This is a genomic window from Bacillus sp. FSL K6-1284, assembly GCF_038002625.1.
GTDB classification, from domain to species: domain Bacteria; phylum Bacillota; class Bacilli; order Bacillales; family Bacillaceae; genus Bacillus; species Bacillus paralicheniformis.
This window is the reverse complement of the sequence record NZ_JBBOCW010000001.1, coordinates 444,227-460,843: the sequence shown is the minus strand read 5'-3', so window position 1 is coordinate 460,843 and position 16,617 is coordinate 444,227. Positions and strand designations below refer to the sequence as shown.

Genomic DNA, 16,617 nt, shown 5'->3' with positions numbered 1-16,617 from the left:
TTTTGATGTTCAAAAACAGGTTTTTCTTTATCAATTAAGAAGTTTTATTCTTATTGTAAATATCAAATGCAACGGCAATCAGAAGGACGAGGCCTTTAATTGCTTGCTGCCAGTCAATGCCCAGACCGAGCAGCGACATGCCGTTGTTCATGACCCCCATGACAAGGCCGCCGATGATGGCCCCGCCGATCGTACCGATTCCGCCGTAAGCTGAAGCACCGCCGATGAAGCAGGCCGCAATGGCGTCAAGTTCAAACAGGTTTCCTGCTTTCGGAGTGGCCGCGTTTAAACGGGCGGCAAAAATCAATCCGGAAAGAGCAGCTAAGACGCCCATATTGACGAAGACCATAAAGGTAAGCCGTTTTGTTTTGATTCCTGAAAGCTCGGCTGCTTTTTCATTGCCGCCGATTGCGTAGATTCTCCGCCCGATGACGGTTTTTTTCATAACGAATGTATACCCGGCGATTAAGATGAACAATGTGATCAAAATGAGAGGTATGCCTTCGTACGTCGCGAGAATGTAGGTAAAAAGGTTGATAATGGCGATGATAAAAAACACCTTAACTGCAAACAGACCTTTTCCCTGCAAGTCAAATTGGAATTTCTTCTGCATGTTTCTCTGCTGAAGCTGATACACGAGATAAAGAATCGACACTCCCGCTCCGGCGACAATCGTCGTCATATGGAGCGCGCCTCCGTTCAGCCAGTCCGGGATAAAGCCGGACGCCATTTTTTGAAAGGACACGGGAAATGGAGCGATCGATTTCCCCTCAAGCACGATCATCGTGAGTCCTCTGAACAATAGCATTCCCGCCAGCGTCACGATGAAGGCCGGAATCTTGACATAAGCGATCCAAAATCCCTGCCAGGCGCCGATTGCCGCTCCCAGAAGCAACGACAGAACGACCGCCGCAAACAGCGGCATATCGTTTTCGATGATCATCATCGCGGAGACGGCGCCGACAAAAGCGGCGACTGAACCGACTGATAAATCAATGTGTCCCGTAATGATGACGAGCATCATCCCGATGGCTAAAATGAGAATGTAGCTGTTTTGCAAAATCAAGTTCGTAATGTTCAGCGGCCTCAGCAAAATTCCGTCTGTCAGTATTTGAAACAGTAGCATAATAAACACGAGCGCAATGACCATGCTGTATTTCCGGATGTTCTGCTTATACATGTCGCGAAACAGCTGAAAGTAACCGGGCTGAGCGCGGTCTTTATCCGTTTGCACCGGTGTCTGCATACGCCTCTCCCCCTCTCTTCATGCGGATGGTCATATATTTCATCAGCTTCTCCTGATCAGCTTCTTCTTTGGAAAATTCAGCGGTGATTTCCCCTTCACACATCGTATAGATTCTGTCGCACATTCCCAGCAGCTCGGGAAGCTCCGAAGAAATCATAATAACCGCTTTACCTGCTTCGGCAAGCTGATTGATGACGCCATAGATTTCGTATTTGGCGCCGACATCGATGCCGCGCGTCGGTTCATCCAAAATTAAAATGTCAGGCTCCGCAAAAATCCACTTGCTCAGCATGACCTTCTGCTGGTTGCCTCCGCTTAAATTTCCGGTCCGCTGGCCGATGTCGGGCGTCTTGATGTTCAATTTCCTGCGAAAATCCTCCGCTTCATGTTTTTCGCGGCGCTCGTCCATCACCAATCGGCTCGACACCTTCTCCAGTTTGGACAGCGTAATGTTTTCTTTAATGCTGTCATCCAGAATCAGACCGTTTCCTTTCCGGTCCTCCGTCACATAGACGATGCCGTTTTTAATGGCTTCTTCAGGGTGGCGGATGTAAAGCTCCCGCCCGTCTTTTTCGATTGTGCCGGAGATGTTTTTTCCGTATGATCTTCCAAAGATGCTCATCGCCAGCTCCGTCCTTCCGGAGCCCATCAAGCCGGCAATTCCTGCGATCTCGCCTCTTTTGACGGAAAGGGCCGCCGTGTTTACCACTTTGCGGTCCTGTTGAAGAGGATGATGAACTGTCCAATCCTTCACTTCAAAGATGACGTCCCCGATCTTGGCGCTTCTGGCAGGATAGCGGTTTTGCAGCTCCCTGCCGACCATGCCTCTGATGATCCGGTTTTCGGTCAATTGCCCGCTTTGCACATCAAGCGTTTCGATCGTCTGTCCGTCTCGGAGCACGGTAATCGAATCTGCGACGTTCGTAACCTCATTTAATTTATGGGAAATCATAATTGAAGAGATCCCCTGTTTTTTCAGTTCGAGTAAGAGCCGCAGCAGATTCTCGCTGTCCGCTTCATTTAAAGCCGCAGTCGGTTCATCCAAAATCAAGAGCTGCACCTTTTTTGCCAGCGCTTTGGCGATTTCAACAAGCTGCTGCTTTCCGACGCCGATTTGGGAAACAAGCGTATCCGGAGATTCATGAAGCCCGACTTTTTTCATTAACTCGAGCGTTTCCAGCTTTGTTTTTCGCCAATTGATGACGCCGCGGCTCGCCTGTTCATTGCCCAAAAAAAGATTTTCCGCAATGGAAAGCTGGGGGACGAGCGCCAGCTCCTGGTGGATGATGACGATCCCCGCTTCCTCGCTTTGCTTAATATTTTTGAATTGGCATACTTCCCCTTTATACAAAATGTCGCCCGTATACGTACCGTACGGATATACACCGCTCAGCACCTTCATCAAAGTCGACTTGCCCGCCCCGTTTTCACCACAGAGGGCATGGATTTCGCCCGCTTTAACGCGGAGGTGGACATTGTCGAGCGCTTTGACGCCGGGAAACTCCTTCGTGATGCCTCTCATCTCCAAAATGCAATCAGACATCGGATCACTTCCCTAATTCCGATTCTTTATAGTAACCGCCGTCAACGAGCACTTTTTTATAGTTCTCTTTATCGACGACGACCGGCTCAAGCAGGTAGGACGGAACGACCTTCTCTCCGTTGTCATACGTCTTTGTGTCATTGACTTCCGCTTTTTCGCCTTTTAAGACGGATGTCGCCATCTCAACGGCTTTTTTCGCCAGCTCTCTCGTATCTTTGAAAATGGTTGAGGTCTGCTCCCCTTTAATGATCGAGTTCACGGAAGCAAGCTCCGCATCCTGTCCCGTAATAACCGGCAGCGGCTTCTTGTCCGATCCGTAGCCCGCACCTTTTAAAGAGGAAATGATTCCGATGCTGATCCCGTCATACGGTGAAAGCACCGCATCAAGCTTCGCTTTTGTATAATGCGCGCTCAGCAAATTGTCCATCCGGGATTGCGCGGTTGCGCCGTCCCACCTGAGCGTCGCACCTTGCTCAAATGAAGTCTGGCCGCTCAATACCTTTAATTTGCCCGAATCGATATAAGGCTTCAAAACAGACATGGCGCCGTCAAAAAAGAAATGCGCGTTGTTGTCGTCGGGCGATCCTGCGAACAATTCGATGTTGAACGGCCCTTTTTTGTCTTTTAAGCCAAGCTTTTCTTCAATATATTTCCCTTGGAGTTCTCCGACTTTATGATTGTCAAATGTCGCATAATAGTCGACATGTTTGCTGTTCATAAGCAGCCGGTCATAGGAAATGACTTTAATATCCTGCTTATTTGCTTTTTCAAGGACGTCGGTCAGCGCTTCCCCGTCAATCGAAGCAATGACGAGGACATTGACGCCTTTTGTAATCATATTCTCGATTTGTGAGACTTGGTTTTCAACGACATCTTCCGCATACTGCAGATCCGTTTTATACCCGAGTTTTTCAAACTCTTTCACCATATATTTCCCGTCATACACCCAGCGTTCCGATGACTTTGTCGGCATTGAGATTCCGACGTAGCCTTTGTCTCCCCCTCCGCTCGCCTGATTCCCCGAACAGGCGGAAACAATAAGACAGAAAAGCATTGCAGTGATCAACAGCCAGCATTTTTTCATGCTTGGTATCCCCCTTTTGATTTCTCCCATCATGAATCATGCCAACTGTACCATGTCTTTCGAAGGTCCGTCTTTTGAATTAATTAACTATTTTTATAAAAATCAGACTTTTTTAAAGCGCTTACATTACAATTTTCTCCCTGTTCGTTCAATTCCCGACATGCGTCGGTACTGATTGGGGGATACTCCCATCGTTTTTTTAAATACCGTGCTGAAATAGTGCTGTGTATCATACCCCGTTTGTTCGGCAATATCGTGAATTGAAAGAGGGGTTGTCTCTAACAGGTGAACCGCTTGATCTATGCGCATCTCGGTCAAAAGCTGAACAAATGTCATGCCGAGCTCCTTCTTCATGATCCTGCTCAAATAGACGGACGAAACTTGAAGCGCATCTGCCGTCTGTTTTAAAGAAAACTCCCTTTCAGTGAAATGCTTTTGCATATATTCTTTAGCCCTCGTGACAACCGGCGAGATATTAAATGCTTTCGAGACTTGCTGTCTGCAATGCTGATAGCATTGCGCAGCTGAGCGGCCGTTTTCAGCAAGCTTCGCGAAGCAGACGGCGGCGCTTGCCTGCATTTCAGCTTCGATCATCTCTGCAAGCGCCTGCTGTTCAGCTTCTGTAACAGAGCGCCACAGGCAGGCGACGATCAGGCGGTCTCCGTCGAAAAAAACAGCCTTATCCCGTTCAGCGACAAAGAAGCGTTCTACTTTTTCTTTCAGACTGTCGGCTTCAAACGGCTTGTTCCATACATGCCCGGCCGCGATGACACCGAGCGTCTCAGGATCGCGGGCCGGCAGACGGAGGCATTCGAGCTGCCGGTAAACGCCTTCTTCCACTGCCCGGCCTTCGATCCAGCTTCTGAAAACATGCTCTTTCAGAAGGCCGAGGTTTTGTTGAATATGCTGCTCGGCAAGCTTTTGCTCGCTGAGCTTCTTTTTTTCAGCTGCCAGCGACAAGCTGATCTTTTCGAGCACTTGTTCCAGATGAGCGGGATCGACCGGCTTTAACAAATAATCATCGACATTCAGCCGGATTGCTTCTTGCGCGTATGCAAACTGATCGTAGCCCGTCACGATGACAAAGCGGCACTGCGGCAGGGCGCCGCGGAGCTTTTTCATCAGCGTGATTCCGTTGACGATCGGCATATTCAAGTCGACAATCAATAAGTCGATGCCGTGTTTGAGAGCGAGCTCAAATGCCTCCTCGCCATTCTCCGCTTCAGCCGACACCGACATTTGATAGCGCTCCCAAGAGACGGCATCCCGTATTCCTTCCCGAATCCACGGTTCATCATCGGCAATCAGTACGCGCCAACATTCACTCAAGGCTTGTTCCCCCTTTTGTTAAGATTGGGAGCCGTATTGTGACGGCGGTTCCGGCTCCTTTTCGGCTTTGAACCGTTAAACCGTACGGCTCGCCAAATGTAAGGGCGATCCGTTCATGGACGTTGATCATGCCGTAGCCCGCTGTATCATCCCTGTGTTTGAATTGATCGGTTATTTGCTTTAGCGTCTCTTCATCCATTCCGGCTCCGTCATCCTCGATTTTGATAATCAGCGAGCCGTCTTCCTCCATGCCTTTGATCGTAATATGACCCGGCCCCTTTTTTTCTTTAATTCCGTGATAAATCGCATTTTCGACAATCGGCTGAAGCACGAGCTTTAATATCAGGCGGTCGTCACAAAGTCCGGTCATTTCGATTGAGTAGTTTAATTTATCGCGGTATCGCGCTTTTTGGATTTTCAAATAGTTTTCAACATGTGCAAATTCATCAGACAGCGGAATGATATCTTTCCCTTGGCTCAAGGAGATGCGGAACAGCTTGGATAAAGCCTGCACGAGACCGCTGACCTCTACCGCTCCTTTCTTCCTCGCCATCCAATTGATTGTATCCAGCGTGTTGTAGAGAAAATGAGGGTTGATCTGCGCCTGCAGCGCCCTTAATTCGGCTTCTCTTTTTTGGCGCTCTTGTCTTTCTGTGACCGACATCAGCTCCCTGATTCTCATCATCAGGCGATTGAAGCTTTTTCCCAAAAGCCCGATTTCATCTTCCCTTTCCTCCTGATAAAATGTTGAAAAATTCCCGCTTTCCGCCGTTTTCATGACAGCATTCAGCTTCAAAATCGGCCGCGACATGGAATGGGACAAATAATAGGAAGCAGACATTCCGAGAAACGCCGCCGTCAGTAAAAACAAAAGCACATACAAGTGGATTTCCTTCACTTCGAATACGGGTTCACCCGCTTTAAAAACGCCGACCGTTGTCCAGTTCGTAAAGGAAGACGTCTCATAAATGAATTGATATTCCTCTCCCTTGATCCGCTTCGCAAAATATCCGGACCGATCTTGACTGAACCACTTTTTCGGCAGAAACAGCTTTGAGGTCTCCGGTGCATAAATATTGCCGCCATTTTCATCCATGATCATCAAATAACCCGTTTTCCCCAAGCGGATATTTTTTGTCGCTTCTGCGAGGACGCGCAGCTTCAAATCGATGAGCACAACACCTTTCACACGCTGTGTCTCAGGATCGATAACAGCTCTGACGGCAGAAACGACCTCGTCTTCTCTGTAGTGCACATGGCTTCTAATATTCCGATTGACAGGCTTTCCGATCATCTTGAAAATCCCTTCATTAGCTACAGCCGCCAGATACCACGGTTCTTTTGTCAAATCTGTCGGCGTCCGTTCATACATCTCATTGCTGATCATCTCACCCTTATCATTGACGACGAGAATGCCCGCGGCTTCGGAATATAAAGAAGTCAGGCCCTGCAAAAACGTCCTTCGCTTATAATCCGCCTCTCCATCCTCCTTTTCATGATTAAAAAAAGCTTCCATTTCTTCATTCATTGATATTAAATATGTCAGGTTTTGCATGTGGCTGACATATACTTCAGCCGTCTTGTTCACTTCGCCGATCAGCTGCAGTGTTTGGTCGATCACCTGTTTTTCAATAATATTTTCAACGGCCCATCCCGATAAAATGCCGAGGCCGATCGTCGGCAGCATGCTGATTAGTAAGAGAAGGCTGATCAGCTTATGACGGATCGGCGCATTGTTGATCAAACGTTTAATCATTCGCATAATAGGCTGCCACATTTTCTTTCGTTATGATCGTAATGCCTGTATCGATCGCTGCCGGAAGCGGGCGTTCTTGCTTCAAATGGTGATTTGAGAAAAACAGCATGTGCAGCGACCAATAGCCCATTTGCCATGTGTCCTGACCCATTGTCGCGGAAATCGACCCGCTTTTGATGCCGTCCAGCGTTTTCTTGTCTTTATCAAAGCCGATAATACATACTTCCCTTTCAAGTCCCGCCGCCTTCACAGCCCGGGCCACACCGCTCGCTCCATTGGCTTCTGTCGTGAAAATCCCTTTGATGGATGAATTTTTTTCCAGAATCTTCGCTGCTTCTTTTTTCGACGTCAGCTCATCCCCTTTTCCGTCCAAAACCGCGGCGACCTTCATGTTCGGGTATTTTTGCTTGATCGTTTGTTCAAAGCCCTTCGTCCTTTCCTGGTGATTGTACTGCCGCGGCTGGGTAATGATTGCGGTTTCTCCCTTTCCATCTAAAAACTCGGCCATTCGCCTTGCGGCCTCAGCACCCGCTTCCATATTATTTGTGCCGACATATGTAGAGGCTTTGCTGAGCGGGGCGTCTGAATCGAATAAAACGAGCGGAATACCCTGCTCATGCGCCTTGTCGATGACAGGGTTTAAAGCTTTGGGATCTATTGCCGAAAGTGCGATCCCCGCCGGCTTTTTTGCAATGACCTGCTCGAGGACGGTCGTCTGCTCATGGACATCATAATGGGCCGCCCCCCGATACTCGACAGTGACGTTGAAAAGCTGCGCGGCATCCTCAAAGCCTTTCAGGCCGCTCTTCCAATATTCGATTCCCGATTGAAACGTGACCATCACATATTTTTCGGACAGACTTCCGGCCGCCGGCCTTTTGCTTGCTTCTGTAGATCCGGTTTTATCGCCCCGGGAGTAGTCGTAGACATACAGAAAAAACAAACAAAGCATCACGGCATAAACAACTAACAGCTTCTTCATCTTCATCCCCCTGTTGGTCAGAGGACAAGACAGCGTTTACAATCTATCATGAAGTATATATTTGGCCGCATATTTTTCTTAGAATCCAGCTGAGGCATCCTGACAGAAATTTCGCCCGTCCCCTTTTTCATCACAAACAGACAATTTCCCCCCTTGTTTATATGAAATATCTAATCTATTTGACATTTTGCCCGAAAAACCTTGTTTAGTGTTCGACAAGATCGCCTCTTTCTTAAAATTACCTTAAAGTTTGTGAAACAAAAAATAAATATCACAAAAAACACAGCCCTAGGAACCACGACTTTTGTCCTTGAAAGAAAATGGAGAAATGTGCAAAATCGCAGTCATAATAAGGAATCTCCTGCTCCACCGCTTGATTCGATCCTTTAATCACGGTACATTTTTCCTATTCAACTCATTTATACCATGTTGTAACATTAATAAGGTCCTTTAATGAACGGATCCCAACAGGTCATTTGAATCAAATTTTCCGGGAGGTGGCAGTAACATGATCTGGGAAAAAACAGTTTTATACGGGCTGCAAGGTACACTTCTCATCAAAAAACAACAGCTCGAACAACTGAAAAATTGCCAAACTGAATTAGAAGCAGATAAAAAGGAATTTGACGATTCAAAAGACAGCATCAAAAAGCCCGAACTGTCGCCGACAACATGGCAGGGCAGCCTTGCTGATTCTTTTAAAAATGTCAGAAGCGATATGAAAACGGCCTACAATGATATTTGCGGAAAACAGTTAAATGAAGTGTTTAAACAATTAAAAGAGAAAATCTCTTCCTTAAATGATGACATTGATTCACTAGGTAAGGATATCAGCTCATTAAAAACGAAAATTGAAAAGCTGGAAAAAGAAGAAAGAGAAGCCCGCCGCTAAAGGAGTGATTACGATGGGTCAAGAAATCAAAGTCAAAACAGGCGAAGTCAAACAGGCGCTCTCGAAGCTGAAGCATTCAGCCCAAGCTGTAAAACCGAACGTGCCGACAGATATCAGCGGCAAAAACAACCTTGACGTCGTCAAAAAAATCGAAAGCATGAACAAAGATTTGAAAAGCCTGACAAAAGCATACGCTTCGGCTCTTGCCAAACAAATTGCGCAAACCGAACAGGCTGTCAACGCTATAAAAGACGCCGACAAAAAGCTGTCGTCATCGATCAAAGCCAAGTAGAAGGAAGGGACTACGCATTGAAAACTCTAGATGTTCAGGCTTTTCAAACCGGCCTAGACAAAACGCTGACCGAATTAAAAAACCAGACTGACGAGATTTCAAAAGTCAAACAAAGCGTCAAAGGTCTCACCTCCCTTGACGACGCCTTAAAAGGCGCGGGCGGTGAAGCGATCCGCTCGTTCTATGAAGAGTGCCATACCACTTTTCTTCTTTTTTATGAATCTTTTATTTCCGACTATAAAGGACTTTTAGAAAAGACGAAAAGCGCACTTCATTCCCTTGAACCGAACCAAAACGGCTTTATCTCGCAAAGCTTTCTTGAAAACGAACTCCATGACGGCGTCAGTCAAGCCGAATCGCTGACAGGCAGATTGACGTCAAAAGCCAATCAGACGATGGCCACTGTCAGCCACATCGTCGACCTGCCCGACCTCGACGATTCAGCCGTCAACGAAAACGCCAAAAAAGCCCAAAGACAAATCAGCGAGACGCTTGAAAAGCTTCATACTTTTGACCGCGAACAGACAAATGCGCTAAAAGCGGCGAAGGATGACCTCGACACAATGAAGCAATACATCCAGCAGCTGGAGAAAATGTATACGGGGCCGAAGATTGAAATCTCGGAATATAAAAGCGGTTCAATTTTAAAGCCGCAAAATGACTCAACAATCAGTCAAGCTTCCGCTGGCCTGCAAAGCGACCTGCAAAACCCCGGCGAAACGCCGATGGAGAAGATGCTTGGACGGTTGGAGGAAAAAGCGGCAAAATCGTTAACGAATCCTGATACACAGGATAAAGAAAAAACAAATACAGCACACGAAATTCTTAGTTACTTCGAAACAGCCGGAGAACCGTTAGATGTCGGTGATAAAGCCTTATTAGGGTATCACGCAGCCAATGCAACAGCATCAATCGCATGGTCGCGAAAGTTAAAAATTTATTATCAAGGAGGAAAGCCGACGAAGTGGCAGCGATTTAAAGGAGAATATAAATTCCAGGTCATGACACATCGTTCTTGGACTTCTCAAGGGGATCACAGTTCCAAAGTTGCGAGAACCATTAAAAACATCTCTGACTCGAATCCAAGCAACCCATTACTTAAAAAAGCGCAAAAATTTGCCGCTTCTTATGATAGTCCATCCATGATGTTTAAACATGCTGTGGGGTTTCCTAAAAATCAGCACAGTTTTATTGATGGAAAGGAGTTTCGCAGTAGAATTGCATCACGGACAGCAGCAGGTACAACTGATATAATGGAATCTGCAGCTAAAGCAAAAGGACTTGCGAAATTAGGAGAAAGAATCCCAGTGGTAGGTAATGCGATTGCTGTGGGATCTAATTTAACAGAGTTCACAGATCCTGATAATTCCGACAAAACTGCTGTAGAAAAAACAGGGCGTTTTGTAACAGGCACAATGGTAGACATTGGTTCTGTAACTGTTGGTGCTGAAGTTGGGGCTACAATCGGAAGTGTCGGTGGCCCTGTAGGAGTAATAGTAGGGGGAGCAATAGGTGGGGTAGTCGGCGCTGTAGCGAGTTCCCAGTATGGAGATGCTCTAAAAGATGTCGGTGAGAAAGTTGCTGGATCGATTGAAAATGGAGTAAAGAATGGTCTTGAATCTATAAAAAAATGGTTTAGTTAAACAGGAGGGACTATGACACCCGAAATTTTCGTCGAATATTCAGAGTACCTATTATGCGCTATTTTAGGTGCTCAATTTGGTTACGGGTTGCTATTGTTAATTCTCGGAAATCTAATAGTAAATAATTACGAACGTGGAACATTTGAAACACCTTCAAATTTGTTCAAAAAAATTGTTAATTTTTATACAGGACTCTTTTTCGGTGCTAGTTATTTTGTATATAAACGACTTTACAAATATAAGTGGTTCCTGAGGAAACTATATTTTGCCCTTTATCTTTTAGGAAGCGGAATTCTAAGTATCATTATTTTTTATCTTTTATCCTTTATCCTTCACTTCATTTTCAGAGTTTAAGTCTATAATCAAGGATGTGAAAACAATGAAACACCTCATCACATGCACATCAGAAGAACTAGCGCTTTTAGTAGGGTTATGTGACTATCCTGGTGTTGCAAAAGGAATTCTTGAATCATCGTCAGGAAAAAAATCAAAAAAAGAATGGGATGCAATCTTAGAGGCAACTGTCAACCAGCTCATTTTAAAACAATACTGGAACGAAGAAAAAAGTTCAAAAGACGAAAATCCTTTAAGCGAAGAAATGCAGAAATTCATCGTTTCCTACGTGAATTCAGAACAAATGATCCGCTGTTCCAACCTTGACAATAAAAACACTTTAATGCTTCACCATTTTGAAAATGAAACATGGCTTTTCCATATGATTGACCGCGATATCATCCATGAATTTGCGTATGCCGACGAGCAGGAAATTGCCGAGCTGATGAAAGACTATTACCACTTTTCAACTGATGAGGAACATATTCCTTTAAAATTTCGTCTTTCAGATAAATGCTTTGACTGGCTGAGTAATAAAGACATGACAGAAAAGGTTCGGAAGAAAAGTTCTTTTTCACCTGAGGAAGAACATAGCTTTAATCAATTGATAGCCGATCTTGAAGCAAACCAATGGTCGCTAAACAATATCTCACATTTTTACATCCCTGGCTTAAACGATGGACCTTTCTTGCAAAATATCGTCTTTTTTATTCCATCTGCCCGTGGCGTTTGGGTTGCTCAGTATGATGAACACAATGAAAAACCTGTACATATTTCATTAAGGACACTTGAGCAATGGAACGAATTATTAAAAGGGCTTGAGTATACAGTATCTTTTCAAAATACATAATGCCGCAATGCGAGAATAAATACATTTCAAAGCATCTCACAACGAGATGCTTTCTCTTATCCCAGTTTCCCGAATTATTGGTTCAAAAAGATAGACGAGATATGAAAAAAACACAAAGCCACACAGAGCCAAACGTTGCCGATGCAGAAAACACCCATCAAGAAAAAGGGGCTCAATATGAAAAACGAAAAAAATTTTCTATATAAAAAAATAAACGAAGCAATGATCATCTTCTCTATTTTATTTCCTGTAGGGGGTATCTTTTTAGTCATCATGACGATATGGGCGGTAGGAGCAAAAGCACCTTCAGAAATTCCCTTGTTTGTTTCGGTTATCAGCTTATTTTTTTTCGTTCCTCCACTCCTATTACATATCTACAGAAAAAAAGTCTGGCTGAAAAAATACATGCAGAATTATAAAAATTCAGAGGAATAAGCGGAGGAAATTAAGTTTTGCTGAAATTAAAAGAAACGGTTGCATACAAAGATTTACCTACCAATATTCAGTCTCATTTGACAGCTCCCATCAGCCGGGAAACGAAATGGGGAATGGCGTGTTTTATCGTGTTGATGCTGGATATTTTAAGCATATTACCTGTGCTGGTGAACAAAGTAGATTTTTTCACATTCGCCGCTGTTCCTGTTGCTATCCTGATCAATATATGGATGATCATCATGAATACCAAAAGCATGACCGGATATCATCATCACCTTCAATATGTTCGTTTTATGGGCGTATCATTCAGCGGGATGTCATATTGCCAGTTGATCACGGCGCAAAAAATGATGGTTTCTGCTATCGGTTTTCATGTACCGCTGATCAGTCTGTCATTATTCATTTATGCCGCCGTTATTTTCCTCATCATTCGGTATTATTTGGTTGTTTTCCCTGATTCTAAAAAAGGCACAAGGGAGACAGCAGCTCCGACAAGGATGCTCCTGGCAGCTGTTCCGGCAGGCGGTTTTGTAATAAGTCATGCCGTTTTGCGAGTTTCCGAGTCTGCCGTTTATTTGTTGATGAGTACCGTCTATCTGCTTATGGCTTGTTTATTTTCTATGATGGGGGTCAAATTCATCCACAAATACTTCTTCATCAAAGCGAATCAAGATATCATCAGACAGCATAGGATTTAAGGCACAAGGAGAGGTCATGTTTGAAAGGCAGAAATAAAATCATTCTCTCAGTTTATTCCCTACTTGCAGCAATCATTATTTTGACCGGCCTTGTCAAACCTTCAATGAACTGGAAGGAAAAGCTTGCCGTCATCGGCTTTATGTTCGTTTCAATTTCTTTATTCGCCTTCATCACTTATGTGTTCATAAATAAGCCGAAGAAAGATCAAAGCGCGCCCCGATGCAACATCGTCGCGAAAATCTTTTGGAAGAAATACAGAAAACCGTTCACGCTCTCTTTCTACTTCGTCGGCATCCTGATTGTGGGAACATCCGTGTTTTTCATGCCCGAACTCTCACTCGCTTGGAAATCCGGCGTGTTTGCAATTTTGTTTGCCGTGATATCTGGCGGCTTTTTTACTGTTTATCAAACAGCGAATCAAATGCTGAACCGGTCTTGTTTGGAAAGAATGCCTGACGAAGAATGAGAAGCTTTTTTTAGCAGAAAAAAAGTTTTGTTAAAAAACGCTGGAGTCCGCCATTCATAAAGGAGTAATGATGTCACCAGAAACTTTTGTTGAATATACCGAATATTTCATCGCCGGTATGTTGGCCGCTCATTTCGCTTACAGTTTGGGTTTTTTAATCATTGCGAGTCACATGATCATTGAATATGAAAAAATGGTCTTTTTAAAACCTGAAAAATGGTCCCATAAAATTACGAATACATTCGTTTTTCTTCTTGTCGGAACCGGTTACTTTGTTTACAAACGGCTATTAAAATACAACTGGTTCCTGAGAAAACTGTATTTCGCCCTCTATCTTCTGGGCAGAGGCATTTTAAGCATCATCATCTTTTATATTTTTTCTTTTCTGATCCATCTCATTTTCAGCGTTTAAATCATTTACGATTGGAGAGATCTGAATGTCTAAATTTCTACAAAAACCAAGAAACAAAGCCATCTTATCCGTCTACCTGTTTTTCGTATGCGGCTCCGTTCTCAGCTCTGTTCTGAATCCGGTGATGAGTCTGGGAGAAAAGCTGTTTATCCTCTGTTTTAATATTTTCTCGGCAACTTTATTCGCATTTCTCATTTATGTGTTGCTAAATAAACTGATGAAAGATGAAGACAGCAAGCACCCGGCAGACCCCGAAAGAAACGGGATTAATCAAGTGATTTGGAAAAAATACAAAAAGCCGCTGATCCTGTTTGTTTATTTTGGCGGCGTGTTTTCCGTCTGCGCTGTTATTATTCCCATGTCGATATATACCGTTGCTGAAAAGCTCGTGATCCTTTCGATCGCGATGATTTTCATTACAATTGGCTGTACCTTGGCTTATAAAGTGACGAATAAGATGCTGCAGAAATAATTGAAAGGACCATGGTTCGCCATGGTCCTTTTCTTCAGTTCCTCAGCTCCTCCAGCGTCTCCTCCCACCGCCGCAAAACCGCCGCTTCATCCTTCAGCTCAATCTGAACGCCGGAGATGATATCGGCGTATTTTGCGATATCTTCCCGGGCCGCTTCGACGGTGCCGGCGAAGCGCGCTCTCGGGTGTTTGGCGTCTTTTAATTCGGGCAGTTTTTTTAAAGACAGCCGCACATAATGTGCTTTGCCTTTCCAGCAAGTGACGAAGAGCGCCCGGCCTGTTCTCGCGATGTTCGCGGTTGTCGTTGTGCCTTGCCAGAGAGCCAGGCGGATGTCGGTTTTGTTCAAGGCGAGGATTTCGCCGGCGCTGATCATCGCTGTGTGCGGCCAGCCTTCTTCTGTGACGGTCTGGAGCATCATCGCTTCGCGCCGCTTTCCGGCGAGTTTCTCTCCGTTTAACAGCTGAAATAATTCGTTTGATAGCTGAGCCATGCCGGATGCCTCCCTTTAGATTTTCCGATCTGGAACCGCTGGCACTTGTACGGCTGTTTCGACTTCAGAAGGGTCGATTTTAAAGGCCGGATTGTATTTTTCAGGATTTGTGATCGTCTCCGGCTCCGATGATCTCCAAGTGAAAAAGCAGTGCTGACATTGATAAACTTCCCAGGCTCCTTCAACGGGTGACTTGCTGACGGTTTCCGCTTTTTTTAATTCGCAGCGCGGACATGTATGCATGATGAAACACTCTCCTCTTTTATTGATTTAGCAGATTCATTAGTTTCGCTTCCCACTCTTTCGTTCCTATAGGGGAATCGAGCGGTTGTGAATAGTGTCCTCTTGTTTCCGGGGCCACAGGTGTTGTCGCGTCCAAGATCATTTTGTGGGTGATTCCCGCCGGTTCAGAACCCGGGTCAAGCGCCAGAACGGATAAATCCGGGATAATGACTGCATCGTGTTTTGGATGCATTTTCGTTGAAATGGCCCACATCACTTGCGGGAGATTAAACGGATCGACGTCTTCGTCAACGAGGATCACCATTTTGCAGTAGCCGAGGCCGTGCGGCGTCGTCAGCGCGCGCATGCCGACAGCTTTGGCGAATCCGCCGTAGCGGCTTTTCGTTGAGACAATGGCGATCAAGCCGTGTGTATACATCGCGTTTACCGCGACAATTTCATTCGGATAGGCCTCTTTTAGCTGCTGGTAAAGCGGCACACATGTATTAATGCCGACCATGTAGTCAACCTCAGTCCAAGGCATGCCTAAATACAGGTGTTCAAAAATCGGGTTGTTGCGGTGGCAGACACGCTTAATTTTGATGATCGGCATGCTTCTTCCGCCTGAATAGTGGCCGGTAAACTCACCAAACGGGCCTTCATATTCGCGTTCGCCCGCCAGAATTTCACCTTCAAGAACCACTTCCGCGCCCCATGGGATATCTAAGTTAGACAGTTTTGATTTGACGATTTTATAAGGTTCACCTTGCAAGGCCCCTGCCATTTCGTATTCTGATTGATCGTATAAAAGCGGTGTGGATGCCGCCGTTGCAATGACCGGTTCGCAGCCGAGCGCAATCGTGACAGGCAGATTTTCGCCGCGCTCTTCAGCCTGACGCAGGTGGATCGCAATGTCATGCTGCGGGACGGGCTGAATGCCAAGGCGGTCTTTTCCTTTGACCTGCAGTCTGTACATGCCGACATTTTGTTTGCCGAAGTGTTCCGGATCCTCGACATCTCTGGAAATGACGCATGCCTTGTCTAAATAAAAGCCGCCGTCGCCCTGATTGATGCGGAAGAGCGGCAGAATGTCAAACAGGTTGATGTCTTCTGTGATGTCGTTTTCGTGAAACGGCGCAGTCTCCTCTCTTTGCACTTTTACAGGAAATTGATCATAACGGCATGCGAATTCAAAGAACTGTTCTTTGACCGGCGTGTCTTTCGGAAGGCCGAGCATTAACGCGTGGTTCGGCCAGGAGCCGATGACATTCAGGGCGATTTGGGCATTGTTATAGCCGTAAATGTTGTTGAATAAAAGAGCGGGTGATTTGTCTCCGAGGTTATTGGCGGCGCGTGCAGCGGCACCCAAATCGGGTTCCGGCTTCACCTCTTCCTGAACTTCAAGAAGCTGTCCTTCTTTTTTCAGCGTGTTTAAAAAATCTCTAAAATCTTGATAAGCCATTCTGTTATC

The 16,617-nt window shown here is 45.4% G+C and carries 18 protein-coding genes; 9 read left to right on the top strand and 9 right to left on the bottom strand.

From position 1 onward, the window contains the following. Positions 1-34: 34 nt before the first annotated feature. The 6 genes from mmsB to MHB72_RS02285 form a co-directional block, all read right to left on the bottom strand. Complete coding sequence (mmsB, locus tag MHB72_RS02310; RefSeq protein WP_020450150.1) at positions 35-1,246, bottom strand: multiple monosaccharide ABC transporter permease; 1,212 nt, start codon at positions 1,244-1,246, stop codon at positions 35-37. After that, complete coding sequence (mmsA, locus tag MHB72_RS02305) at positions 1,221-2,789, bottom strand: multiple monosaccharide ABC transporter ATP-binding protein (protein ID WP_079289541.1); 1,569 nt, start codon at positions 2,787-2,789, stop codon at positions 1,221-1,223. Before mmsA ends, mmsB begins: the two co-directional genes overlap by 26 nt. 4 nt (positions 2,790-2,793) lie before the next feature. Beyond that, positions 2,794-3,873: a multiple monosaccharide ABC transporter substrate-binding protein gene (gene chvE, locus MHB72_RS02300; protein ID WP_025809534.1), complete on the bottom strand. Its 1,080-nt coding sequence runs from the start codon at positions 3,871-3,873 to the stop codon at positions 2,794-2,796. 126 nt (positions 3,874-3,999) lie between these two features. Further along, positions 4,000-5,202, bottom strand: coding sequence for a response regulator transcription factor (locus MHB72_RS02295; protein WP_025809532.1), 1,203 nt, complete (start codon positions 5,200-5,202; stop codon positions 4,000-4,002). Next, positions 5,195-6,958 (bottom strand): cache domain-containing sensor histidine kinase, encoded by a 1,764-nt coding sequence (locus MHB72_RS02290; protein WP_302052734.1) that lies wholly within the window; start codon positions 6,956-6,958, stop codon positions 5,195-5,197. The genes MHB72_RS02295 and MHB72_RS02290 overlap by 8 nt, the downstream gene beginning before the upstream one ends. Next, entirely contained in the window at positions 6,951-7,940 is a 990-nt protein-coding gene (locus MHB72_RS02285; RefSeq protein ID WP_216921925.1) for a substrate-binding domain-containing protein, read from the bottom strand. Before MHB72_RS02285 ends, MHB72_RS02290 begins: the two co-directional genes overlap by 8 nt. Before the next feature lie 508 nt (positions 7,941-8,448). On the opposite strand from MHB72_RS02285, the gene MHB72_RS02280 reads away from it, so the two are divergent. The 9 genes from MHB72_RS02280 (at position 8,449) to MHB72_RS02240 (ending at position 14,434) form a co-directional block, all read left to right on the top strand. Continuing rightward, the gene (locus MHB72_RS02280; protein WP_003178893.1) at positions 8,449-8,832 is read left to right on the top strand and encodes a YwqH-like family protein; all 384 of its coding nucleotides are present in this window, start codon (positions 8,449-8,451) and stop codon (positions 8,830-8,832) included. Between the two features lie 13 nt (positions 8,833-8,845). After that, positions 8,846-9,124 (top strand): YwqI/YxiC family protein, encoded by a 279-nt coding sequence (locus MHB72_RS02275; RefSeq protein WP_020450144.1) that lies wholly within the window; start codon positions 8,846-8,848, stop codon positions 9,122-9,124. Positions 9,125-9,141: 17 nt separating this feature from the next. Next, positions 9,142-10,767: a ribonuclease YeeF family protein gene (locus tag MHB72_RS02270; protein WP_216921928.1), complete on the top strand. Its 1,626-nt coding sequence runs from the start codon at positions 9,142-9,144 to the stop codon at positions 10,765-10,767. Between the two features lie 379 nt (positions 10,768-11,146). After that, entirely contained in the window at positions 11,147-11,950 is an 804-nt protein-coding gene (locus MHB72_RS02265; RefSeq protein ID WP_216921931.1) for a hypothetical protein, read from the top strand. A 177-nt stretch (positions 11,951-12,127) separates the two neighbouring features. Next, positions 12,128-12,385 (top strand): hypothetical protein, encoded by a 258-nt coding sequence (locus MHB72_RS02260; protein ID WP_075213072.1) that lies wholly within the window; start codon positions 12,128-12,130, stop codon positions 12,383-12,385. Positions 12,386-12,402: 17 nt separating this feature from the next. Then, positions 12,403-13,083 (top strand): hypothetical protein, encoded by a 681-nt coding sequence (locus tag MHB72_RS02255; RefSeq protein WP_216921937.1) that lies wholly within the window; start codon positions 12,403-12,405, stop codon positions 13,081-13,083. 20 nt (positions 13,084-13,103) lie between these two features. Continuing rightward, a complete protein-coding gene (locus MHB72_RS02250) occupies positions 13,104-13,550 on the top strand; it encodes a hypothetical protein (protein WP_216921940.1) in 447 nt (148 codons plus the stop codon). A 70-nt stretch (positions 13,551-13,620) separates the two neighbouring features. After that, positions 13,621-13,962 (top strand): hypothetical protein, encoded by a 342-nt coding sequence (locus MHB72_RS02245; RefSeq protein WP_023855653.1) that lies wholly within the window; start codon positions 13,621-13,623, stop codon positions 13,960-13,962. 25 nt (positions 13,963-13,987) lie between these two features. Beyond that, entirely contained in the window at positions 13,988-14,434 is a 447-nt protein-coding gene (locus MHB72_RS02240; protein ID WP_216921943.1) for a hypothetical protein, read from the top strand. 34 nt (positions 14,435-14,468) lie between these two features. Here the strand turns inward: MHB72_RS02240 and MHB72_RS02235 are convergent, their stop codons facing one another. Genes MHB72_RS02235 through MHB72_RS02225 form a run of 3 tightly spaced genes read right to left on the bottom strand, consistent with a single transcriptional unit; the run spans position 14,469 to position 16,608 of the window. Further along, a complete protein-coding gene (locus MHB72_RS02235) occupies positions 14,469-14,924 on the bottom strand; it encodes a pyridoxamine 5'-phosphate oxidase family protein (RefSeq protein ID WP_020450131.1) in 456 nt (151 codons plus the stop codon). Between the two features lie 15 nt (positions 14,925-14,939). Then, a complete protein-coding gene (locus MHB72_RS02230) occupies positions 14,940-15,167 on the bottom strand; it encodes a non-oxidative hydroxyarylic acid decarboxylases subunit D (RefSeq protein ID WP_020450130.1) in 228 nt (75 codons plus the stop codon). A gap of 19 nt (positions 15,168-15,186) precedes the next feature. Beyond that, a complete protein-coding gene (locus tag MHB72_RS02225; RefSeq protein WP_216921946.1) occupies positions 15,187-16,608 on the bottom strand; it encodes a non-oxidative hydroxyarylic acid decarboxylases subunit C in 1,422 nt (473 codons plus the stop codon). Positions 16,609-16,617: the final 9 nt, after the last annotated feature.

Coding starts and splice junctions, on each gene's coding strand:
- MHB72_RS02235 (WP_020450131.1), bottom strand. CDS start 14,924: ATGGCTCAGCTATCAAACGAATTATTTCAGCTGTTAAACGGAGAGAAA.
- MHB72_RS02260 (WP_075213072.1), top strand. CDS start 12,128: ATGAAAAACGAAAAAAATTTTCTATATAAAAAAATAAACGAAGCAATG.
- mmsB (WP_020450150.1), bottom strand. CDS start 1,246: ATGCAGACACCGGTGCAAACGGATAAAGACCGCGCTCAGCCCGGTTAC.
- chvE (WP_025809534.1), bottom strand. CDS start 3,873: ATGAAAAAATGCTGGCTGTTGATCACTGCAATGCTTTTCTGTCTTATT.
- MHB72_RS02275 (WP_020450144.1), top strand. CDS start 8,846: ATGGGTCAAGAAATCAAAGTCAAAACAGGCGAAGTCAAACAGGCGCTC.
- MHB72_RS02265 (WP_216921931.1), top strand. CDS start 11,147: ATGAAACACCTCATCACATGCACATCAGAAGAACTAGCGCTTTTAGTA.
- MHB72_RS02225 (WP_216921946.1), bottom strand. CDS start 16,608: ATGGCTTATCAAGATTTTAGAGATTTTTTAAACACGCTGAAAAAAGAA.
- MHB72_RS02230 (WP_020450130.1), bottom strand. CDS start 15,167: ATGCATACATGTCCGCGCTGCGAATTAAAAAAAGCGGAAACCGTCAGC.
- MHB72_RS02285 (WP_216921925.1), bottom strand. CDS start 7,940: ATGAAGAAGCTGTTAGTTGTTTATGCCGTGATGCTTTGTTTGTTTTTT.
- mmsA (WP_079289541.1), bottom strand. CDS start 2,789: ATGTCTGATTGCATTTTGGAGATGAGAGGCATCACGAAGGAGTTTCCC.
- MHB72_RS02245 (WP_023855653.1), top strand. CDS start 13,621: ATGTCACCAGAAACTTTTGTTGAATATACCGAATATTTCATCGCCGGT.
- MHB72_RS02290 (WP_302052734.1), bottom strand. CDS start 6,958: ATGATTAAACGTTTGATCAACAATGCGCCGATCCGTCATAAGCTGATC.
- MHB72_RS02240 (WP_216921943.1), top strand. CDS start 13,988: ATGTCTAAATTTCTACAAAAACCAAGAAACAAAGCCATCTTATCCGTC.
- MHB72_RS02280 (WP_003178893.1), top strand. CDS start 8,449: ATGATCTGGGAAAAAACAGTTTTATACGGGCTGCAAGGTACACTTCTC.